Origin of the sequence: Mycobacterium sp. E2497 (assembly GCF_001668695.1) — a bacterium.
GTDB lineage: Bacteria > Actinomycetota > Actinomycetes > Mycobacteriales > Mycobacteriaceae > Mycobacterium.
The window spans coordinates 1-21378 of the sequence record NZ_LZKD01000204.1; the positions used below are offsets into that span (position 1 = coordinate 1).

Here is a 21378-nt window from a genome sequence, read left to right on the forward strand (position 1 = left end):
AACCACCGCCGCCCGAGGTCAGCGCGGCGGTGAAACGGACCTCCGGAATGCCGAGAGTCTCCATGAAATCGCCGGTGTCCATCTTGTCGGTGTAGCCGGCTGTCGCGCCTGAATAGTAGGCGAAACCGTCGATGTCGCGCACGGACAGTCCGGCGTCCGCGCACGCGGCGAGTATCGCCTCACCGGCGAGTTCGATGGTGGTCTTCGGAAGTGATTCGCCGCGCTTGTAGTAGGGGGTTGCACCGATCCCGACGATGGCGACGTCGCGCAGACCGTTCGAATTGGCCACCGGCTCAGATGCTTTCGGCTGGTACGGGCGGGACACCGGGGAACAGCTCGAAGAACGTGCCCTGGGTGATGCGCAGCCGTGTCTCTTCGCTGACCCCGTCGAACAGCGTCTTCAACGTTTCCTGGGTGTGGCCGAAGGTGCCCTCCATGTGTGGGTAATCGCTGCCGAACATGACGTTGCGGTAACCCATGTGGTCGAAGGCCGCCACGGCGGTCTCGTCGTGCTGGAACGAAGCGTAGACCTGGCTGTACAGGATGTCTTTCGGGTTCCGGGTGAGCTTGGGCCGCACCGCCATATGGTGCTGGCGATAGCCCTCCAGCAGGCGGTCGCCGAGGAACGGGACCCAGGTGGCACCGCCCTCCGAGATCAACACCTTCAGGTTCGGGTGCCGATCGAGCGCGCCGGAGGCCACCATTTTCATGGCGGCGCGTTGACCGGAGAACGTCGTCTCGGCGTAGTTCATGATGGCGCCACCGGGACCGCGGTACACCTGACCTGCGCCGCCGCTCACACTGTTGCCCGCCTCGACGGGCACCGGATCGGTGCCGATGTGGAATGCGATCACCATGCCGGCCTCCTCGGCGGCGGCCCAGAACGGCTCCCACTCCTTACGGTGCCAATCAGGGGCACTGGGGTGCGGGGTTGTCGGCAGGAAAACAGCCTTGAAACCCTTGTCGGCCGCCCAGGCCAGTTCATCGACCGCGTCGTCGACCACGAGCGTGGATACCTGTGCGGTGACGACGTAGCGCGGCGAGACGGCAGCGATCTCCTCGAGGGCCCACTCGTTGCTGGCCCGCATGCAGGCCTTGAGCAACTCCGGCGTGCGGAACGTGGAGGCCCACATGCCCAGCGACGGAAAGATGACCTCGCCCCATACACCTTCGGTGTCCAGGTCGCCGAGTCGCGCGCGGGCGTCTCGCACGCCCTGTGGCTTGGTGCTCAACTCGGCAAAGGCCACCATCGCCGAGGAGGGGAGCTTCCGGCGAAAGATCTGACCGTCGACGTAAACGGTCTCGTACTCGCCGTCAGGATCCTTTTCCGATCGTGGGCATAGTTCAGCCAATCCCTTCGGCAGTCTGGATTGCCAGAGGTCGTCGGGTTCCAGGAAGTGTGAATCGCCGGAGTTCGTCCAGATTTTGGTCATGCGCTCCTCCACCGTGCACCCTGGTAGTGAAAAAAGAATTTTCACGAAGGCTATGGGCGGAGTGCCCCGGATGTCAACCATCCTTGTCGGAATTAGTGCTGGATTTGCCGGTAGGCGGTGAGTTACTATGCGATCCACGTCACAAAGGCGCTGATCAACGTGATGAAGCGCGGAAAAGTCATTTTCGAAAGGGGTCGCGTTCGATGCCATCCTCCGCCGGTGCCCAGGGCATCCCCGGATTCCTGGCACCTCTCGCCGGCATCCGCGTCGTCGACCTGTCCACCGCGCTGCCCGGGGCGGTGTGCACCCAATTTCTGGCGGACTCCGGTGCGGAGGTGTTGATGCTCGAACCGCCCGGCGGCAGCCCGGTGCGCTCGCTTCGCGGATGGCCGGCAATCGGCCGCGGCAAGTACAGCCAAGTCGTCGACCTCAAGTCCGATGCTGGCGTCTCTCAACTGGATGAGATCCTGCGCGACGCCGACGTGCTGGTAACGACGTTCAGCCCGGTCGCGCTGGTCGACTTCGGCATCGACTCGGCGGCACTCCTTGCGCGTCATCCGCAGGTGGTGATCGCTCACATCACCGGTTGGGGTCGCAGTGGGCCGTGGCGCGACCTCGAGGGGTACGAGGGTCTGGTGCTCGCCAAGACTGGACTGTCACACGCGATGCGCCGGATGGCGAACCCGCCACGGCCGTCGTATGTCACCGTTCCCTATGCCAGCTACGCCGCGGGACACATTGCGGTGCAGGGCATCCTGTCCGCGTTGCACGAGCGTGAACGCAGCGGGCTGGGGCAGATCGTTGACGCCGACCTCGTCCGCGGAGCGTACGCGGTCGACGCGTGGAATTGGTTCGGGGAGTTGGTCGGAATCCGGTGGCCGGAGGCCTACAACGCGGTGGAAGCCTGGACGGCCGAGGGCATTCCGCAGAGTCCGATGCTGTTGGCGCTGTTGGCCGCTCCCACGAAGGACGGGCACTGGTTGCAGTTCGCCCAGGTGTCGCCGCATCTGTTCGCCGCGATGCTGACCGAGTTCGGCATGATGGAACTCCTCGCCGACCCGAAGTGGAAAGGCTTTCCCGCGCTAGAGACCCCGGAGCTGTACAAGGAGTTCTGGTCGATCATGCTCTCGAAGGTCGGTGAGCGCACCCTCGCCGAGTGGCAGGAACGTTTCGACACGAATCCCAACTTATGCGCTGAGCTTTTCCGTTCGGGCCCAAAGGTTCTCGACCATCCGCAGCTGATCCACGACGGGCGATCGACCGTCGTCGATGATCCGGAGGTCGGGCCGGTCCGGCAGCCCACCACGTTGATCCACACGCAGCAGGGGCCGATACGCCAGCCTGCGCCCGCGCCCCGGCTTGGCGACACCCGACACAGTTGGTCCTCGAAAGCGTCGGACGCCGACGTCGAAGGCGACGGTGATTCTGAACCACCGCTGACCGGAGTCACGATCCTGGAGTTCGGCGAGATGTTCGCCGCGCCGTACGCATCGAGCGTGCTGGCCGACCTCGGCGCTCGCGTCATCAAATTCGAAGCGATGAATGGCGACAACATCCGGACGCTGCTGCAGTTTCCGGAGGCGGCCGGTGCAAAAGTGATGCAGGGCAAGGAAAGCATTCAGGTCGACCTGCACACCGAAGAAGGACGCGCGGTGGCTCACCGGCTCGCGGCGTCCGCCGACGTCGTGCTGCAGTCCATGCGCGCGGGGGCGGCCGACCGGCTGGGGATCGGCGTGGAGGCGCTGCTGGCGATCAATCCCGAACTCATCTACCTATCGGCGCCCGGCTACGGCGTCGATGGGCCCTACGGCAGCCGGCCGGCGTACGCGCCCAGCATCGGGGCCGCCGGTGGCGTGGCACTGACCAACACACCGGACGCCGCTTGTGCGACCACGTGTCTCGACGAAGTCGTGCACCACGCGCCGCGTGTCACAAGCGCCGGGTCGGCACCGGAGTTGCAGAGCGATGGCCTGGCCGCGCTCGGCGTCGCATCGGCGATCCTCACTGCACTCATCGGACGCGACCGCGGGCGGCCGATCAACGACGTGCGCACCTCCATGCTCGCCACCGTCACGCACGTGCTCACCGACTGGGTGGTCGACTATGCCGATGCGCCCGACGCTTCGACGCCGAGACATGACGGCAACGGCCTGTCGGCGCTGTACCGGATCTACGACGCCAGCGAAGGGCATATCTTTCTGGCGGCGCCGCAGCCGAAGGAATGGGATCAGCTGATCCAAGCGCTGCGGGGGTTCACCGATCTGGCCGATGACGACGGCTTCTCGACGCCTGACGGCCGAATCGCGGATGATGAGCGCCTCGCCGAGCGGCTTGCCTTCGTGTTCAGCAAGGAGCCGGCGGCCTTCTGGGAGAAACATCTCGGTGGGGCGGGAGTTGGATGTGTAGAGCTCTACGAGGGTGCGCCGGCACGCCTTATCCAGACGGACCCGCAGTTGGCGGCCGAGTACGCCGCACGTGCCGTCAGCCCCGTCTTCGACGAACACCTGCGGTTCTCGCCGCTGGTCGGATTCAGTCGATCATCGACTTTGGCGCGCGGCGGATGCCTCGCCGGGCAGCACACCGCGGCCGTGCTGAGGGAGTTCGGATACGATGACGCGACAATCGCGAAATGGCAGGATGCTGGTGTGATCCATTGTGGCTGAGACGCGGACGATAGATCGCGCATCGGAGCGGCAACACATCATCGATGCCGCCTACCGTTGTCTGGATCGCAACTCCGAGTCGTCGGCATCCATCACCGAGATACTCGAAGAAGCCGGTCTAGGGACGCGGGCCTTCTACCGGAACTTCAGTACCAAACACGATCTTCTGTTGGAAATGTTCCGCAGGGATCGGGAAGCGGTGCAGGCGCAAATGCGCGAGGTCGTGGCGCGCGCCGAGACCCCAATCGAGGCTCTGCGGTTGTGGATGGCGCACCTGTTCGAGCTTGTGTCGAATCCGCGCAAGCGCAAGAGGGTGGCCATCTTCTACTCGGAGGAGCTTCGGCGCACTCCTGGCTATAACCGCGAACTCGAAATCGTCATGGCGGCCGATCAGGCGTCAATCGCCGCGATTCTCCATCGAGGTAAAGCCGAGGGTATCTTCACCGTGTGCACTCCGGAGGTGGATGCTCGGTCGATACGGGCGGCTTTCGATGCCGCACTTCTCGACCGTTTTTATCAGAAGTCGACGGCAGATGCCGCCGACGAGGTCGAACATCTGCTGGGCTTCGTGCTGCGCGGTCTAGGCGCCGCTTAGCCTTTCAGTAAAGGAGCGAGCTTTGTGCAGATCGTCTGCACATGCCGGAGGGCCCACTCCTCGCGCATCCCGCCCAGCGACGCCCAGAAGAACACCGTCTCGGCGGGCGCGTCGCCGATCATCGCCCGGACCTTCGCCGCCATGGAATATGGCGTCTCACACCAGAAATAGTCGAGAACCCCCGCATCACGGCCGCGCAGCCGATCCGCATCGACCGGGCGAGGTCGTGGACTCCCAGTGCCTTCCACCATGTGCTGACGATACGAATCAACCTGATAAGCAAGATGTTTGGATACCACGGGCCAGTCCGACTCGGGATCGTCACTGACCCACCCCTGTACCGCGCCGGTCATCCTTGCGGCGCTTGGATTGTGCCCACCCGCGACTAATCCCGTCCGGTACGGCTCCCAGAGGCGGCCATCCGCGCACAGCAAGCGCTCACCAAGAAGTCCGGCCCGCCGCGCCCCCTGCGGTCCTTGATAACCCATCCAGATCGGTGGCCGGGACTGAACCGGCCCGGGCGTCACCCCACCGGGGCCCCACAGCCGTCGCACCTCGCGCGCGCAGGCATCGGTCTGCGCGTACCGGCGCTGCAGGCTCTTGCCGAACAGGGCGTACTCCGGTACCCGGTAGCCGGCACCCAGGCCCAGGTCGAGGCGTCCGTTCGAGATCAGATCGACCATGGCCGCCTGTTCGGCGATCTCGACGGGGTGGTGCAGCGGGGCGATCACGATCGCGGTGCCGATCCGGACCCGCTTGGTCCGCGCCGCCACCGCGGCCGCGAACGTCAATGGCGAGGCGATGTAATCGTCGTCGAACTGGTGGTGCTCACTAAGCCAGATCGAATGCGCCCCAAGATGTTCGGCTTCCTCGCACAGCTCCAGTGCGAATGCGTGTAATCGCGCGGGATCCTGCCGCCACTGCGGTGGATTGCGGAGGTCGAAATACAGCCCGACGTCCACCGAGGTCGTTGATGATGACATTTGTCCTCCGGACACTGGAATGCGGAATCATCTAACTATATTCCTCGAAGACACGCGCAGCGTTCCCCGGGGCCACCGCGTCATGTGATTCACTCATGGTGATGAAGCCGCGCGAACGCACACCGCCGTGGACGGCCGGGGCCAAGACGGATCGAACTCGTGAGCAGATCCTCGAAGGAGCTCGCCTGACCTTCCAGGAGCTCGGCTATTCGACCACCCGGGTCGAGCAGATCGCAAAGCGTGCAGGGGTTTCCCGCCCTACTTTCTACGTCTACTTCGCGACCAAACAAGAGGCGTTTCTGGCCGTTGCCGAACGATCCGTCCAGCGGCTGGCCCTCGTCCTCGACGCGCTCGATGAGCTGCCGCGACAGCTTGACGATCGTGACATCGCCTCGTGGGTGGCGCAGTTCTTCTCCTACTTCGACGATTTCGGGGCGTTCGCCACGGTATGGCGGCAGGCGGCATTTGCCGATCCCGCGTTGCAGCAGTCCGGCTGGAAGGCGCAGCGGCGGTGGGCGACCCGCATCGGCCGCAACATCGATCGTATCCGCGGAAGCTCGCTCGGCGATTCCGTCTCCCAGGGGTTGGCATTCGAGGCGATGCTCGAGTCGCTGTGGTTCTCCTCGACCGTGGATGCGCCTGGAGTAAGCCGACGTTCGGCGCTCGACACCGCCATAGCGATGGTCAGGGCGCTGATCGCCAATACTTGACACTTGTGTCTAAGTATCGTAACGTCCAGTCGTCTTGTCGGGTTGAAAGGTGGCTTGCTGTGCGTAAACCAATCGCGGTGACCGACACCGAATCAGATGTTCGGATCCCGGCGTGGATGGCCCCGACCGGTTGGTTCGTCGTCGGCTGGTCGCATGAACTCGCACCCGGTGATATCGAGCCGCTCAAGGTTTTTGGCCAGGACCTCGTCCTCTACCGGTCGGTCGGCGGGCAGTTACGCTGCCTGGAGGCGACCTGCCAGCACCTCGGCGCGCATCTGGGTTATGGCGGCAGGGTGGTCGACGACTGCATCGTGTGCCCCTTCCACGGCTGGACTTGGGGGCCGGACGGGCAGAACGTGGCCGTGCCGGAAGGACGGACGAGTAAACGACGTATCGAGCCGTGGCCCGTATGCGAGCGCAACGGCATCATCCACCTGTGGCACGACGTGGCGGGTCAGCCGCCGGCGTGGGCGGTACCGGATCTGTTGGAAGATCTGCGCGATGAGTATCCGACGGGCGAGTTCTGGGACGTGGCAACCGCAGGCAGTGCGTTCTGCTACGGGGATCTGCCCATCGAACCACGCGTCGTCGCCGAGAACATAGTCGACCCAATTCATTTCCGCTATGTGCACCACACCCGCGATCTACCCACGCTGGTGGGCTACGAAGTCGCCGAGGCCTTCTTCATGACCAAGCTGCGCGTGCACTCTCGGGGTAAGCGCAAGGTCGACGGTCCTCGTCGGGAGGACACTGTGACGCTCAAACAGTGGGGCGTCGGGATGGCCTTCACACGGTTCTCCGGACGCGACAACACGCATTCGGTGATATCAGTTACGCCGGTGGATGCCCAGACCTCGACGCTGCGCCAGACACTGTTCGTCGAGAAGATCGATGGGGAAAGCGACGATGAACGCTCTGCCAGGATCAAGGCCATCGAGTCGGTGTTCCCCGAGGACCTGGCGATCTGGCAGCACCAGCGGTTCATCGAGCCGCCGTCATTGCAGACGCAGGAGGCCAAGCTGTTCCGCATGATGCGGCGATGGGCGCAGACCTTTCAGCCCAAGGCGGGTGAGTACGGCAACTTCGCCCCCAATCGTGCCCCCGACGCCGTTTTGTCGACCGCCGAGGGTTAGCGGCCCCGTTCCGCTGCGGGGCGCCCGCTGGCGCGAGCACCGGTAGTGAAAGGTCCCTGCGGTCAAGGAAGCGCAGCAGTGTCTATGGGCCATCGCGGTGTGTGCGGTGACACGCGGCGGGCTCGCTGCTTTGAACTGCGACCGGCGCGCCATAGTCAAAGCTTCGCGTAAGAAGGATCATGAGCTGGGCAAGGGCCCCGCCAGGCCTCGCGGCGAGGTTCCATACAGCCAGCTCACCGCCTGGCCGACCTCGTCGAATGCCAGCGACGCCCCGTCTTTGGCGGCGTAACGTCCAGGCGCCTCCACGAAACCTTCTATGCGACTGAGCTTATGGCCATTGATGCGCAGAATCTGGCCCGTCAACCAGCCCGACTCCGGACCCTGCAGCCATGCCACCACTTCAGAACTGCGCGCCGGGTCCAGTGCCGGGTCCGCGGCCCGGTCTCCCTTGAAAAAGTCTTCGCTGATCCGGGTAACCGCCAGCGGCGAGATCGCGTTGACTGCAGCGCCGTAACGGCGCGCCTCCATCGCCGTGACGACAGTGAGGTTAGCGATAGCGGCCTTGGCGGCACCGTAGGCACTTTGCCCGACGTTGCCCCACAGGCCGGCGCCGGACACCGTGTTGACGATCCGCGCGTCGACCTGGTTGCCGGCCTTGGATTGCGCCCGCCAGTACTCGCATGCGTGTTTGGTGACGGCGAAGGTGCCCTTGAGGTGTACGGCGATCACCGCGTCCCAGTCGTCCTCGGTCGCGTTGGCCACCATCGCGTCTCGCACGATGCCTGCATTGTTCACCACGCCCGTCAGGGTGCCGAAGGTGGAAACGGCCGCAGCGATCATGTCGGCGACGTCGCTCCACGAGGCGACCGACCCGGTATGCGCTATCGCCTTGCCGCCGGCGGCCTCGATTTCGGCGACTACCTCGGCGGCGGGACCCGCGTCACCGGCGGAGCCGTCGCGGCTGACGCCCGGGTCGTTGACGACGACCGCGGCGCCGTGCGCGGCCAGGGCGAGGCAGTGGCCGCGTCCGATGCCGCGTCCGCCACCGGTGACCAGGACGACGCGCCCCGCTAATGCTCCTTCAGTCATGGGTGCTCCCTTCCTTCGAACAGTGCGCCGATGAGTCGCCTGCGTTGGTTCCAGTCGGCGCCGCGCAGGTCCGCGTGGCCTGATTCGGTGACGATGAGGTCGATGTCGTGCGCGGGTGTGGATGCCGGCCTGCTCAACCGCTCGACGAAGGGGGAGCGGCCGTTCACCGCGGACGGGACCGCGATGATGGACAAGCCGCCCCGGCTCATGCTCGCCGCCGCGCAGTAGTCCGGATGTCCGCCGATGCCGCCGACGATTTTCTCGCCGATTCCCTCGACGTTGATCTGACCGAATGGATCGATTTCGAGCGCGGTGTTGACCGCGATCAACGGAATGCCTCGGGACAGCCGGGTGAGGTCGTGGGTGTAGTCGATGCCGTGCAGGATCGGCTTGCCGTCGGCCCAGCGGTAGAGCGCTTCGGTACCGAACAGGTAGGTGGCACTGGGCATTCCGATGAGAAGTCCGCGAGAGTCGAGGTCCACGACGGCGTCGGTCAACAGGCCGGTGTCGATGTGGAGCGGCCGTTGTGTGCGGTTGAGCAGCGCGGTGCCCAGCTTGCCGGGGCCGTACTGCAACCGCGCGCCTTCGGGTACGAATCGCAGCACCGCGTCGGCCAGGGCTTCGTGAACCGAGTCGGGAACGATGCTGGGCATCTCGACGGGACCCTCTGAGATACGGGCGATGAACCCGATCGCCTCGGTGGCCAGGGGCGGGCCGGCGTCGGCGACCGGGGCGTTCGTGTCGGCGATGGCGAAAACGGCCGTACCGGCGTCGACGATCTCGCGCTGCCAGGACACCTCGGTGCCGAACTGGAAGCGGCCTGCCCGCTCCACCACGCGAGTGATGAGTATGTCGGGACGGAGCACACTCCTCATCAGCGAGGGGACCGAACTGAGTCGGGTCGGGATGAAACGCGCTGTCGGAGAGGTCAGTACGTTTCGCACGCCCCAGCCGGGCATGATCGCGGCGACTTCGGTGAAGGCGTCGGGCTCCAGCCCCTGCATGGGTGAGGGCAACCAGCCGAGGACAAGGCGAACCCCACCGATCTCTCGCGCCACCGCGCTGAGCGCGGCACACACTGAAGCGCCGTCGCCGGTACACCGCGGTGCGCCGACACCGTCGCCGAGCGCGACGGTCATGCCTGGGCGCAGCTTGTTGCGCAGTGCGGCAGAGAATTCCGTCTGTAGTGGGTCGACAGTCACCGCGGCTCTTTTGGCAGACCCAGTATCCGCTCGCCGAGGATGTTGCGCTGAATTTCGCTGGTGCCGCCGAGAATCGTCTGCGCGCGCGCAACGAGCATCGCGCGGACCAACTCAGCCTCGTCTGAGTCGCCGGAGGGGTCGACGCAGACATCTGTGCCGAGCACCTCGGTGGCGAGGTCACCGAGGTCGCGATCGGTCTCCGACGTCATCAGCTTGAGAACAGAGAAGGCCGACGACGACGTATCCCCGTCCTCGATCGCGCGCTCCCACGTGAACCGCAACAGCCACATTCGCGCCCACAGCCTCGTCATCGATTGAGCCAGAACGGGATTCAGCTGATCGCGATCACGGGCCGCCTGCAGCATCCGATCGAGCAGCTTGAACATCCCCACCGCATTCGAACCCAGCGTCAGCCGTTCGCGGCCCAGCGTGACCAGGGCGATCGTCCAGCCTTGGCCCTCCTGGCCGATCAGGTAGTCTTCGCTCAACTCGACACCGTCTAAGAAGACCTCGTTGAACTTGCTCTCGCCGTCCATCTGCCGAAGCGGTCGCACCGAGACACCGGCAGAATCCATCGGAACGATGAACATGCTCAGCCCACGATGTGATTCCGGTCCCGTGCGGGCGAGCAGCAGACCGAACTGCGCCGAATTCGCGGCCGAACTCCAGACCTTCTGCCCATTGATGCGCCACCCCGAGGCGGTCTTCTCCGCCTTGGTCCGAACACCGGCCAGGTCGGACCCCGCACCGGGCTCGGAGAACAGCTGCGTCCAGACATGGTCTCCCAGTCGGATGGGCTCGAGGTAGCGTGATCGCTGCTGCTCGGAGCCGAACTTGATCAGGACCGGCCCGACCAGGTCGATGGCGGTGATCGCGAGCTGGCGAGGCACCCCGGCGCGAGCACACTCCTCGGCGAACAGCGCCTGATAGGCGACCGACGCGTCGGCTCCGCCGAATTCCGCCGGCCAATGCAAGCACACGTAGCCATGCTGCGCGAGGTACTTGTGCCAGGCGCGGCCGGGCTCGATGTCCTCGGCGGTCGGCGTGGGGCCGTAGTTCCGAAGTCCCGGCGGCTTCGGCGCACGCTCCAAGAACGCGCGGAATTGCGACCGGAGTGCCGCGACGTCCCCGCCCGCCGCCTGAGACCTCGACACGTCAGCCGACGTCGAGGTATGTGCCGTATTCGTCAAGAATCGATTCCATCGCGTTGAGGGGGATCATCCCCGCATGTGGGTACGTCGGAGACCTAATTCGTCAAACATTTAGTTATTTCGGCAGTGTAGCGACCGGCTCGGCCCTTGGGCAAGGCGATTGCGCGGTAACGCGAGGAGGCCGTCGGAGTAAATGGACCTGAAATTGCAGCGGGCGGCTGTGGGATGTACGGCCGGGAACTCGTCGCGTAAACGGCCCGACAGGGTGCGGGAATGGCGGAAACGAGCAGAACTATCGCGATCGGCGAGTGCGGTCGGGCCGAGCTTGCGGCGCGATCGCGCCGGGCAGGAACGCACGCAGCAGGCCTTCATCGCCGCCGAGGTCGGGACTTCCCGGGTCCTCGATGAGGCTGAATGCGATCCGCACTACCCAGTGAGCCATGTGATGCGGCGAGACGTCGGTGCGCACTTCACCGGGTGCCGCGGTGGCGAATCGAGCGGCTAATCCTTCGACGATTTCGGTGCGCCATGCCTCGGACCTCTCCGCCGCACGATGTGTTCGGGCCAAGTCGTGGGGCGCTGTCATCGACAGCATGGTGGGGCTGCTACGCGCGGCGCGAAGACCGGCCATCACTCCGTTAATCAGTCGGTCGATGAACGGGCGATCTTCGGCGAAGTAGGGTTCGGCGGCCGCGACGACCAGGCTGGTCGCCTTGACGAAGCACGCCGCGAGGATGGCGTCCATGTTGGGGAAGTACGAATAGACGGTGGTGCGGTGGACGCCCGCCTTGGCTGCCACGTGTGTCACCTTGGTTCGGCTCGGTCCGCGCTCAGCGAAACACGCTTCGGCCGCTTCGATGAGCCGGCCTCGCGCGTCGTCTTCCGTGAGGGGGAGGTCCGCGCCCCACGCGGGGGCGCGGTGCCGGTCCGTCCCCGCTGCCGAGTCGAGCGTGTTCATCTCGCTCCAAGCTGCTCACCGTGATGTTGACCGTAGGCTACATCATCGCTAATGTGCGGTGTGAACTACATAACTGGGAAAACTGTAGTTGTAGTCGGCGTCGGACCGGCTTTTTCGCCAACCCGCGCGAATCGCTGCGGAGACCGCAGGACTCATCGAGGAGGATGCACTCGTGTCGACGCCAACAACGACCTCGGTTGCCGAGAATTTCGACCACCACTCGCCGGAATTTCGGGAATCAGCGCACGAAACGCTGGCCGCGATGCGATCGCGTTGCCCGGTGGCGCATTCCGAGCAACACGGCGGGTTCTGGACGTTGCTCGACTACGAGTCGGTGTTCGAAGCCGCGCGCGACGATGACCTCTTCAACTCGTATCCCTCGGTGGGAGTGCCCGCGAGCGGTGCGCCCTTTCCCATCCTTCCGATCGAGTCGGATCCGCCGCTGACACAAAAGCTGCGTCAGGTCACGATCAAGGCATTCTCGCCGGGACAGGCCGAGGCGCTGCGGCCGCGCGCTCGGCGGATGGCCAGGGAGATGGTCAACGGGTTCATCGAGCGCGGCCACTGCGACATCGTCGGCGAACTGACTACGCCGATGCCGGCCAAGCTGATTCTGCTCATGCTCGGCTTCGACGAATCCAAATATTCGCAATGGGTGCACTGGGTGCATTCGATGGTGCACGACCGCACGCACGACGAGGAGAAGGCCGGTGCTGCGGTCATGGAGATGTTCGGTGAGATCTACAAGAACATGACCGAGCGTCGCGAGAGCGGCGAGATTGGCGACGACGTCTTCGGCCGCATTCTGGGCGGGCAGATCGATGGAGTCCCCATGGACGACACTCAGATCCTCATGTACACGGTGCTGATGATGTTGGGCGGCATGGACACCACCAGCGGGCTGACCGGTAACGTGCTGTTCGAACTGAACCGACGCCCGGAGCTGAGGCAGCAGTTGATCGACGACCCGGGTCGGATCACGACGGCGACGGATGAGTTTCTGCGGCACTGCACACCGACGTTGGGGTTGGCACGCACCGTGTCGCGTGACGCGGAATTCCATGGCAGCCATCTGGAAGCCGGGGACCGGGCAATCCTGATGTGGGCGGCCGCCAACCGAGATCCCGCAGTGTTTGAAGACCCCGACACGATCCGCCTGGACCGCGAGAACAGCCAGAAGCACATGGCTTTCGGTGTCGGGATGCACCGTTGCCTCGGATCGCACTTGGCGCGTGTGATGTTCCAGGAAATGATCAGCGAAGTCCTCGAAAGGCTGCCCGATTACCGCCTCGACGGCGAACCCAAGCGTTTCGAAGACGCCGGTGAGGTCTGGGCCATGCGCGAACTGCCCCTCGCCTTCACTCCCGGCCCACAGGTTGACGCCGGAGGAGAGCAGTGACCGTTCGCATCGAATTCGATGCCGCACATTGCGTCGGTCACGCGCTGTGTGCGGCCGCGGGACCAGACGTCTACCACCTCGACGATGCCGGCTACTGCATCCCGCCCGAACGAGAGATCGCCCCCGAGTTCATCGAACAGGCCCACCGAGGGGCCGACGCCTGCCCTGAGCGAGCCATCACCGTCGTTGACGACTGATCCACGAAGGTCAGCGGGCCAGCGAACGGGCGCGGTATCACGGCTTGCCGTCACCGGCGTCGTCGAGCGTTCTGCTCCGGACCAACCGTGTGGGGGTGTACTCGAGGACTTCCTCGCGGTGTTGGTTGCGGACGCTGACGGTGCTTGCCACCATGCCGCGGTCCGGCTTCTTCGTCGCGCGGGATTCGGTGATGGTGACCACGGCGTGCAGCGTGTCGCCGACGTACACGGGCTGCCGCGTCGCCAAAGTCATCCCCAGGAAAGCGATCCCGGTTCCGGCGAATGCCAGGGTTTGTATCACCAATCCCTCGGCGACGCTATAGGTCAGGGCAGCCGGCACTAGTCGACGGCCGTTGTCCGCGAGGACATCTGACGCGTCCATGAAGAGCGGCTCGGTGAACCCGGCCCAGGTGACGAACTGGATGAAGTCGCTTTCGGTGACCGTGCGGCTGCCGGTGCGGAAGGACAGACCCACGGGAAGCTCATCCCAGGTCCTTCCACGGTGCAGGTGAGGCGCCTGCTCGGTCGTCGATGCGGGAACGGGATCGCTCATCGGGTCCTCCTTTGCTCATATGGTCGCGCGACGGACGCGGTCCTACCTGTCCGCGGTGACGGTCAGCTGACGGCTGATCACCAAACGCTGAATTTGGTTGGTACCCTCGAAGATCTGCGTGATCTTTGCCTCACGCATATATCGCTCGACTCGGTAGTCACGGGTATAGCCGTAGCCGCCGAACACCTGGACGGCATCGGTGGTCACCTTCATCGCGGCGTCCGTAGCCACCAGCTTCGCGACCGACGCACTTCGCGAATACGGCATGCCGGCGTCGCGTCGCCGCGCGGCGTCGAGGTAGGCCGCGCGAGCGGAGTCAACTGCGGCGGCCATGTCTGCCAGGAGGAATCCGAGACCCTGATGGTCAATGATGAGCCGGCCGAACGCGGTTCGCTGCTGCGCGTAGGACACGGCCTCGTCCAGCGCCGCTTGTGCGATGCCGACGGCGACCGCCGCGATGCCGAGCCGTCCGCTGTCGAGCGCGCTGAATGCGATGGGGAGGCCTTGGCCTTCTTCACCGATTCGCCGCTCCACCGCCAGCTCGACGGCATCGTAGAAGGCCGACGTAGTGGGCACCCCGTTGAGCCCCATCTTGTCCTCGGGCGGACCGAATGTAAGCCCCGCAGCGCCGCCGGGCACGAGGAAACAACTGATGCCGCGCGAGCCTTCACCGGTACGAGCGAAGAGAGTGTAGAAGTCGGCCAAGCCGCCGTGTGTGATCCACGCTTTGGTGCCGCTGATCTGGTACCCGTCGACGGTTCGCGCCGCCTGACATCGGAGGGCGGCGGCGTCAGACCCTGCGTCGGGTTCGGACAGACTGTAGGCGCCGATCGTGGCGCCCCCGAGCATGTCGGGGAGCCACCGCCGCCGCTGGTCTTCCGAACCGAACGTCAGCAACGGATGGCACGCGAGGCTGTGCACGCTGACGGCCACCGCCACCGCCGCCCAGCGTGCCGCCAACTCCTCCAACACCTGGAGGTACACCTCGAACGGTTGGCCGCCACCGCCCCATTCAACGGGTTGCGACAGGCTCAACAGCCCCGCGTCTCCCAGTGTCTTGAAAACCCCTTCGGGATAGGTGTGTTCACGTTCGTGGTGATCGACGATGGGATCAAGAATTTTGTCTGCCACCTGCCGCACCAGGTCGATGAGGTCGTGCGCTTCCGGTGTCGGCAACAGTCGCTCGACGGTCACGGTCTTCTCAAGCCTCCTTGCGGGCTGGTCAAGCACCGCCTTCCAGAATATCGTTATATAAATACCTTAATCTAAGGTGCCGGCCTCCACCCGGCCGAGGAAGGAGCCGGCGCGATGCGGATCATCATCACGGGCGGCAATAGTGGGGTGGGCAAGGCGACGGCCTCGGCCATGGCGGCCGCTGGTCACGAGGTCGTCATCGCATGCCGTTCCCTGTCGAAGGGCCGCGATGCCGTCATGTCGATGTCGGGCGATGTCAAGCTGGCAGAACTCGACCTCGCCGATCTGGCTAGCGTGCGCAAATTCGCCGACACCATCGACTGGACGGACGTACTGGTGAACAACGCCGGTGTGCTCGGGTTGCCTCTCACGCGTACCGCCGACGGCTTCGAAGCCCACATGGGGACCAACCATCTCGGCCACTTCGCGCTGACATGCCTACTGGGTGACCGCATTCGCGATCGCGTCGTCGTGGTGGCGAGCAGCAATCATGCCCTGGCGCGCATGCATTTCGATGACCTGAACTGGCGCCGCCGCCGATACAACGCGTGGGCAGCGTACGGGGAGTCGAAGCTGGCGAACATGCTGTTCGTGTACGAATTGGCGCGGCGCGGCCGCATCGCGTACTTGTCGGATCCGGGCATGACTGACACCGGCATCACACAAGGGGGCTCGGCACCGCTCCGATGGGCGGGAAGAGTGCTCGCCCCGCGGATCGCCCAGACCCCGGCGGAGGGTGCGCGGTCCACCATTCAAGCCATCTCGACCGATCTCCCCAACGGCAGCTACATCGCGCCCGGCGGTCCGCTGCACCAATGGGGTAAGCCCAAGGCGGCCAAGGTGATCACGAAAGCGCGCGACCCGCAAAGTTCGCGCCGCTTGTGGGAGATCTCGGCCGAACTCACCGGGTGCGATTGGTAGCTGGCTCGTGCAAAGGTGATTATTCGTCGATCGCGTTCGCGAAGCCCCCGTCAGGGTCGAATGCCTCGTTACGCAAGTGAGTCGTGCCTGTAGTGTTTGCGGCAGCGGGCCACCAGAATCTGGGCCAATGTCTCTGGATGGCTGATCATCACATCGTGACAGGCCGGCACATGAATTTCTTCAATGACGCCCCCCAGGGCGGCGATGCCGTCCTGCTGTGATCGCACCGATAGCGTGCGGTCGCGGGTCGTCAGTACCCAGCTACGCGGGACTTCGGCGGGCAGGTCTGTGCGGTCGACGCGCTCTGTGACAATCCTCAGGGACTCGGGGTGCAGTCGGGAAAGAGTGAATGCCCTTTGTGTGGCGGTCATTCCATTACAGAACGCGTAGCGGGCGATCCGGCGCGGCACCTCGCGAGGCTTGCCTGCGCGGGCGTAGCGGCGCGCGAAGAGCCCCATCGGCCCACCGAGCGTGTCCACGATCGCCTCGCCCTGGCGTGGTACGAACGCGCTGATCAACACCATCTCGCGAACGCGGCGGCTTCCGAGCCTGGCCACCACGCCCGGTACGGTCACGCCCGCCATCGAATGTCCGGCAATGACGAAATCCCTCAGGCCGGCGCGTTCGATATCGGCGACTACGGATCGCTCCCATTCTTCGATGGTGGCGGTCGCCAGGTCGCCCGGTTTGCCACGCCGGCCCGGGAGATCGACCGCCAATATCTGCAATTCTGGTGCTTGCCTGCGCAACTCGCTGATGGTCAAGTCCCAGCAGTCGGCGGCGTGTTCACCGCCGTGGACAAGGACAAGGGCGGGTGGTGTCATGAGTTCATCTCCTCGACGACATGGGTAGCAAGACGGACGGTGCAAGTTCTCGGGCGGCTACATCACCGTGTATCCGGCGTCGACGGGAAGTGCCACGCCGGTGACGTAGCGGGCGGCGTCACTGATCAGCCACATGACAGCTTCGGTCACATCCTGGGCTTCCACGAACGGAACGGGGAGGAGGTTCGTCGCAAGTTTGAGGGCGTTCGGGTCCTCTGCGATGACCCGCCCCATGTGGTCATTGAGAACCATCGGCGTCGCGACCCCGGTCGGGTGGACTGAGTTTACCCGAATGCCTTGGGCGGCATATGCGTTAGCGGCAGAGCGCGTCAAGCCGACTATTCCGTGTTTGGATGCCGTGTACGCAAACGCGGCCGCCGAGCCGTCTCCTCCGCGTCCACTCAAGCCCTGGGTGGAGCCGATGAGGACGATGGCGCCGCCTCGCTTCTTCTGGATTATTGATGGAACGGTGGCGGCGAGGGTATGCCAGCTGCCAATGAGGTTGACGGACAGAATATCGTTGAAAACCTTTTCGTCGAGGGGATCTCGAACGCCCGCCCCCACCACGCCGGCGTTTGCGACAACGATGTCGAGATCGCCCAGCTGTGTCACCGCCCCGCGGACGGCGCTCTGTAACGCCGCCAGTTCTCGTACATCAGTCGCAGCGACCACGGCCCTGCGGCCGAGCGCTTCGACCTCCTTTGCGGTCTGTTCGAGGTCTTGCGCGGATCCCAAGGGGTATGGAATAGATTCGATGTCGGCGGCCCGGTCGACCAGAATCACATCTGCCCCTGCGCTGGCCAGCGCAATGGCATGACTGCGCCCTTGCCCCCGCGCCGCTCCAGTTACCAACGCGACCTTGCCGGTGAGGTCCATCGCTCAGCTTCCTCCGTCAATCATGTTGGTGGGCAACGTGCCTACGGCGCACGACCTGTCTTCTATCGCCGTCATATCAGGCCGAGCCGACCCAAGTCGCTGGCGTACTTCAGGATGACCGGTGAGGTGACCTGGGGAATATCCGCGTGGGAACCGATCTTCCCTGCTCGGACTGCCGCCTGGAACCGATCGGCGGGAATGACGGCTCCGTGCGCCCGCGCAGGTTGCGAGTAGACGCCCAGCATTGGCAAAAGCGAAGATTGGCGTTGTAGCTCAGGCAGCGCACGCAGCGCGGTTTCAAAGCGCGCCAACCAGTCTGGATAGCTGTCGATCAACGTGATCCGGTGACCCGCGGCGATCAGCCAGTCGACGTACTGGTCGAGGCCGATGCCGTCGTCGTGCGTGTTGGTGACATGGTAGGTCTCAAAGGCGGGCTTGGGGTTCAACGCCACGTCACGGCCCAAGGACGAAATAGCCTCAGCGACGAAATCGACAGGCAGTCCATCGTAGTGAGCACGTTGCCGATTACCATTGATATCGGCCTCGTAGAAGGACTTCGGAGCTATCCCGGTGCTCAGGATTGACAAAATCAGCCGCGTGAACATGTCAGGCAGATTGAGCTGACCGGCATATCGTGGCTCGGCCAAAATCATCCCGCAACGGAAGATCGATGCCGGCAAGCCGCACCGCTCGTGCGCTTCGCGCAGCAGGATCTCTGCGGCCCATTTACTGTTTGTGTAACCGTTAGCGTAGTTCGTGTGCAGTGCCCTCAGGGTATTGATTCGGCGTAGGTCCGATGTCTCGTCGAGAGTGGCTTCGGTGATTGCTTCGGCTATGCCGATGGTCGAAACGTAGGCGACCGATTTGACCTTTGTCGTGAGCGCAAGTCGGATCAGTTCAGCAGTACCAACCACATTCGGGCCAAACAGTTGGTCATAAGGCAGTAGATGATTGACGAGCGCACCGGCATCGACGATCAGATCGACGGTACCCGCCAGCCTTCGCCACGTATCGTTGTCCAGACCTAGATTCGGTTTTGCCTTGTCGGCGGCAACCGTATGGAGATGGTGTGCGGCCAGCCTTCGAAACTTGGCACCCAACGCCGAATCACAGTCCGCCAGAATCCGGTCGAGTCGAATCCGCGCCTCAACGTCGTTCCTGGCCCGGACCAGGCAGATTACCTGGCCGTCGATGAGGCTCATCCTTTCCAACCAGTCAAGCATGAGGTAGCGGCCGAGAAACCCGGTTGCGCCGGTGATCAGAACCGTCCGGGGATGCGAGGACGATCTGGGTAGTCGTGAGGCGGCCATCAAGGTGGGCTTGTCGATAAACTGATCGAGCGTGAGCTGGTCTGCTCGAATTTCCGTCGCCCCTGCACCGTGAACCGCCGCCGGAGTTGGCTGTCGACCTCCTACGGCCCGCTCTGAATCGATGTAATCGGCGATCGCATGCAAGTCGGTAGCCGGACTGGTAATCACGCCGACGGGGACGGTGATAGAGAAGATCTCTTGCAGCAGGTTGGCAAATGTCAACGCGGACAGCGAGTCGCCACCGAGATCGATGAAGTGCGCATCGGGTGACAGGTCCGACGACGCGGCGCCCAGCAGTGTGGCCGCCGCGCATGTGACGGTATCGACCGTCGAACCGTCGATGCTGCCGGCCCGCAATGTGCGTAGCCGCTCTGCCTGCTGTCGCTCCAGCGAGTCATAAAGCGCATCGAGTCTTCCGCCATACCGGTCCTTGAGCTTGGGGCGCGCGAGTTTATGGATTCCAGTCAGCAGCCCATTCTCGAGTGTGAAGGGCTCCTCGTCGATGATGAAGTCGCGAGGGATTTCATATGATTGCAGCTCGGCCTCGCGCGCAGCCTGCCTCAACGCTGCGGTCAGTTCGGCTCGAAGCTGCGGCCCGGTGTGACGCCCGAGGGTCTCCGTGGTCGGCACGACCACCGCGAGCAGGTATGCATGGGCGCTGCTGCCATAGACGTAGACGTTCTGGATGCGAGGATGTTCAGCGTAGATCGCCTCGAGCTTGGACACCGTGACGAACTCGCCCTGCGACAGCTTCAATACGTTGTTCCGGCGGTCAACGTATGCCAGTCGGTCGGGCTCGATCTGCGAGAAAATGTCTCCCGTGTGATAAAAGCCGTCCTCATCAAACACCTGGGCAGTGACGTCTGGGCGTCTGTAGTAACCGTTGAAGAGGTTTGCGGACTTCACGACCAACTCGCCGCGTGGATGTGGCGTATCGGTGGTGAAGTAGCCCAGCTCGGGAACGTCAACAAGCTTGTAGTCACTAACCGGCGGGCACAATATCCGCCCGTCAAGACTGATGGCGCCGGTCTCGGTCGACCCGTATCCCTCGATGAGGGGGATGTCCAAGAACTCTTGGACCCACTCCTTCAATGTCCGGGCAAGCGGGGCCGAACCGGTTGTCGCAGCAAGCACCCTGCCCCCGGTGAGCTCCGTCCGCAGTTCGGCAAGCGTCGAATCGTGTGTCGTCTCTTGACTCGGCTCACTACTGCGGTTGCCCAGCCGCACCGCATACTCATCGCGCAGCATTTCCCACACGCGCGGAACAAGACTCAATTGCGTCGGCCTGGTCAGTGCCAAGTCCTCCAGCAAAGTTGAAAGATCCTGCTCGGCAGCGAAATACGCCGTACCACCATTCGCCAGGGTTCCGTACAGCGCGACGCGCGCTGCGCCGTGGCTCATCGGCAGAAAGTTCAGCGTGATGGAGGGCAAGGCGGTTTGTTGTCCCCAACCCCCTCTCCGCGAGGCCAACCACCAGTTGACAACCAAACGTTGCGGATACATCGCCCCTTTGGGCATCCCAGTGCTACCTGAGGTGTAGATCAGCAGGGCCAATTGTTCTCGGTCCGGTGCGTCCCCATCGGCGAGCGAAGTACGCATACGTTCACCGTGCGCGACAAGTTCCTCCAGCGTGCAGACCGCTATCGCCGGCCCGGTGTCGGCAAAATGCCGGCGCGAACCTGCGATAGCGTCTCGGTGGTCGTCCACGCGTGGAAGCGCATCGAGCACCACCACCAGCCGTGGTCCGTCGCCGGCGCCGATCAACTCCGCTGCCGCCTGCAGTTGATGGACGCTGACCGCTATCACACAAGGCGCCGTCTCCGCCACGATCGGCGCAAGTAACGTTGCAGGGGATCCCGATTGCAGCGGAACCGCGATCGCTCCAACGACGATGAGTGCAAGGTCGAAAATCGTGTATTCGACGCCCGATGCGCCCAGCCCTGGGCCGGCGTGCTGTGCGATACCGCTTCGACGCGTTGACAAAGCGAACGACCGCCGAATTGGACACCCGATTCGAGACGATGACATACGGCGAGGCGTGGGATCAGATCTCCGCGACCGCGGCGGCGCTACGGTCTTACGGAGTGCAGCGCGGCGATCGCATCTGCATGCTGGGCGCATCGGGCGTCGAATACACGATTTTCGACCTTGCACTCATCGTCGTTGGAGCGATCGCGGTTCCACCTC

At 64.1% G+C, this 21378-nt stretch carries 19 protein-coding genes and 1 pseudogene; 8 read left to right on the forward strand and 12 right to left on the reverse strand.

The window, feature by feature from the left end:
* Both A5713_RS18455 and A5713_RS18460 read right to left on the reverse strand, forming a co-directional pair.
* Positions 1–289 (reverse strand): annotated as a pseudogene (locus A5713_RS18455) (thiolase); the annotation flags it as partial.
* Positions 290–293: 4 nt separating this feature from the next.
* Complete coding sequence (locus A5713_RS18460) at positions 294–1433, reverse strand: amidohydrolase family protein (protein WP_068097923.1); 1140 nt, start codon at positions 1431–1433, stop codon at positions 294–296.
* 203 nt (positions 1434–1636) lie between these two features.
* Between A5713_RS18460 and A5713_RS18465 the strand changes: the two genes are divergently transcribed.
* Positions 1637–4096: a CaiB/BaiF CoA-transferase family protein gene (locus A5713_RS18465; RefSeq protein ID WP_068097891.1), complete on the forward strand. Its 2460-nt coding sequence runs from the start codon at positions 1637–1639 to the stop codon at positions 4094–4096.
* The gene (locus A5713_RS18470; protein ID WP_068097893.1) at positions 4089–4691 is read left to right on the forward strand and encodes a TetR/AcrR family transcriptional regulator; all 603 of its coding nucleotides are present in this window, start codon (positions 4089–4091) and stop codon (positions 4689–4691) included. Before A5713_RS18465 ends, A5713_RS18470 begins: the two co-directional genes overlap by 8 nt.
* Here the strand turns inward: A5713_RS18470 and A5713_RS18475 are convergent.
* Positions 4688–5653: an LLM class flavin-dependent oxidoreductase gene (locus A5713_RS18475; RefSeq protein ID WP_068097894.1), complete on the reverse strand. Its 966-nt coding sequence runs from the start codon at positions 5651–5653 to the stop codon at positions 4688–4690. The two genes, A5713_RS18470 and A5713_RS18475, sit on opposite strands and share 4 nt — an antisense overlap.
* Before the next feature lie 116 nt (positions 5654–5769).
* Here A5713_RS18475 and A5713_RS18480 point away from each other — a divergent pair, with 116 nt between their 5' ends.
* Positions 5770–6384, forward strand: coding sequence for a TetR/AcrR family transcriptional regulator (locus A5713_RS18480; RefSeq protein ID WP_068097895.1), 615 nt, complete (start codon positions 5770–5772; stop codon positions 6382–6384).
* A 77-nt stretch (positions 6385–6461) separates the two neighbouring features.
* Positions 6462–7517 carry an aromatic ring-hydroxylating dioxygenase subunit alpha gene (locus A5713_RS18485; protein ID WP_231980511.1) on the forward strand — a complete coding sequence of 352 codons (1056 nt, stop codon included), beginning with the start codon at positions 6462–6464 and terminating at the stop codon, positions 7515–7517.
* Positions 7518–7694: 177 nt separating this feature from the next.
* Here A5713_RS18485 and A5713_RS18490 read toward each other — a convergent pair whose 3' ends face one another.
* From A5713_RS18490 to A5713_RS18505, 4 genes are all read right to left on the reverse strand, one after another.
* On the reverse strand, positions 7695–8606 hold the full coding sequence (locus A5713_RS18490; RefSeq protein ID WP_068097897.1) for an SDR family NAD(P)-dependent oxidoreductase: 912 nt from the start codon (positions 8604–8606) through the stop codon (positions 7695–7697).
* On the reverse strand, positions 8603–9745 hold the full coding sequence (locus A5713_RS18495) for an acetyl-CoA hydrolase/transferase C-terminal domain-containing protein (RefSeq protein ID WP_082973025.1): 1143 nt from the start codon (positions 9743–9745) through the stop codon (positions 8603–8605). The genes A5713_RS18490 and A5713_RS18495 overlap by 4 nt, the downstream gene beginning before the upstream one ends.
* A gap of 59 nt (positions 9746–9804) precedes the next feature.
* The gene (locus A5713_RS18500) at positions 9805–10962 is read right to left on the reverse strand and encodes an acyl-CoA dehydrogenase family protein (protein WP_068097900.1); all 1158 of its coding nucleotides are present in this window, start codon (positions 10960–10962) and stop codon (positions 9805–9807) included.
* A gap of 289 nt (positions 10963–11251) precedes the next feature.
* Positions 11252–11917, reverse strand: coding sequence for a TetR/AcrR family transcriptional regulator (locus A5713_RS18505; RefSeq protein ID WP_068097901.1), 666 nt, complete (start codon positions 11915–11917; stop codon positions 11252–11254).
* A 316-nt stretch (positions 11918–12233) separates the two neighbouring features.
* On the opposite strand from A5713_RS18505, the gene A5713_RS18510 reads away from it, so the two are divergent.
* Both A5713_RS18510 and A5713_RS18515 read left to right on the forward strand, forming a co-directional pair.
* Positions 12234–13316, forward strand: coding sequence for a cytochrome P450 (locus tag A5713_RS18510; protein WP_369804497.1), 1083 nt, complete (start codon positions 12234–12236; stop codon positions 13314–13316).
* Positions 13313–13513: a ferredoxin gene (locus A5713_RS18515; RefSeq protein ID WP_068097906.1), complete on the forward strand. Its 201-nt coding sequence runs from the start codon at positions 13313–13315 to the stop codon at positions 13511–13513. The genes A5713_RS18510 and A5713_RS18515 overlap by 4 nt, the downstream gene beginning before the upstream one ends.
* 37 nt (positions 13514–13550) lie before the next feature.
* Here A5713_RS18515 and A5713_RS18520 read toward each other — a convergent pair whose 3' ends face one another.
* The gene (locus tag A5713_RS18520) at positions 13551–14066 is read right to left on the reverse strand and encodes a MaoC family dehydratase N-terminal domain-containing protein (RefSeq protein ID WP_068097908.1); all 516 of its coding nucleotides are present in this window, start codon (positions 14064–14066) and stop codon (positions 13551–13553) included.
* Between the two features lie 42 nt (positions 14067–14108).
* Complete coding sequence (locus A5713_RS18525; protein WP_068097910.1) at positions 14109–15260, reverse strand: acyl-CoA dehydrogenase family protein; 1152 nt, start codon at positions 15258–15260, stop codon at positions 14109–14111.
* 114 nt (positions 15261–15374) lie between these two features.
* Between A5713_RS18525 and A5713_RS18530 the strand changes: the two genes are divergently transcribed.
* Positions 15375–16181: an SDR family NAD(P)-dependent oxidoreductase gene (locus tag A5713_RS18530; protein WP_068097912.1), complete on the forward strand. Its 807-nt coding sequence runs from the start codon at positions 15375–15377 to the stop codon at positions 16179–16181.
* A gap of 68 nt (positions 16182–16249) precedes the next feature.
* Here A5713_RS18530 and A5713_RS18535 read toward each other — a convergent pair whose 3' ends face one another.
* From A5713_RS18535 to car, 3 genes are all read right to left on the reverse strand, one after another.
* The gene (locus A5713_RS18535) at positions 16250–17005 is read right to left on the reverse strand and encodes an alpha/beta fold hydrolase (RefSeq protein WP_068097917.1); all 756 of its coding nucleotides are present in this window, start codon (positions 17003–17005) and stop codon (positions 16250–16252) included.
* A gap of 57 nt (positions 17006–17062) precedes the next feature.
* Positions 17063–17881, reverse strand: coding sequence for a mycofactocin-coupled SDR family oxidoreductase (locus A5713_RS18540; RefSeq protein WP_068097919.1), 819 nt, complete (start codon positions 17879–17881; stop codon positions 17063–17065).
* Between the two features lie 71 nt (positions 17882–17952).
* Complete coding sequence (gene car, locus A5713_RS18545; RefSeq protein WP_197516408.1) at positions 17953–21174, reverse strand: carboxylic acid reductase; 3222 nt, start codon at positions 21172–21174, stop codon at positions 17953–17955.
* On the opposite strand from car, the gene A5713_RS29740 reads away from it, so the two are divergent.
* On the forward strand, positions 21120–21378 hold a 259-nt coding region (locus A5713_RS29740), incomplete at its 3' end, for an AMP-binding protein (RefSeq protein ID WP_156751938.1). The genes car and A5713_RS29740 overlap by 55 nt on opposite strands.

Excerpts from the sequence above, each read along its gene's own strand:
- A5713_RS18480 (WP_068097895.1), top strand. The coding sequence starts at position 5,770 with ATGGTGATGAAGCCGCGCGAACGCACACCGCCGTGGACGGCCGGGGCC.
- A5713_RS18535 (WP_068097917.1), bottom strand. The coding sequence starts at position 17,005 with ATGACACCACCCGCCCTTGTCCTTGTCCACGGCGGTGAACACGCCGCC.
- A5713_RS18490 (WP_068097897.1), bottom strand. The coding sequence starts at position 8,606 with ATGACTGAAGGAGCATTAGCGGGGCGCGTCGTCCTGGTCACCGGTGGC.
- A5713_RS18495 (WP_082973025.1), bottom strand. The coding sequence starts at position 9,745 with ATGACCGTCGCGCTCGGCGACGGTGTCGGCGCACCGCGGTGTACCGGC.
- A5713_RS18460 (WP_068097923.1), bottom strand. The coding sequence starts at position 1,433 with ATGACCAAAATCTGGACGAACTCCGGCGATTCACACTTCCTGGAACCC.
- A5713_RS18505 (WP_068097901.1), bottom strand. The coding sequence starts at position 11,917 with ATGAACACGCTCGACTCGGCAGCGGGGACGGACCGGCACCGCGCCCCC.
- A5713_RS18530 (WP_068097912.1), top strand. The coding sequence starts at position 15,375 with ATGCGGATCATCATCACGGGCGGCAATAGTGGGGTGGGCAAGGCGACG.
- A5713_RS18540 (WP_068097919.1), bottom strand. The coding sequence starts at position 17,881 with ATGGACCTCACCGGCAAGGTCGCGTTGGTAACTGGAGCGGCGCGGGGG.
- A5713_RS18520 (WP_068097908.1), bottom strand. The coding sequence starts at position 14,066 with ATGAGCGATCCCGTTCCCGCATCGACGACCGAGCAGGCGCCTCACCTG.
- A5713_RS18465 (WP_068097891.1), top strand. The coding sequence starts at position 1,637 with ATGCCATCCTCCGCCGGTGCCCAGGGCATCCCCGGATTCCTGGCACCT.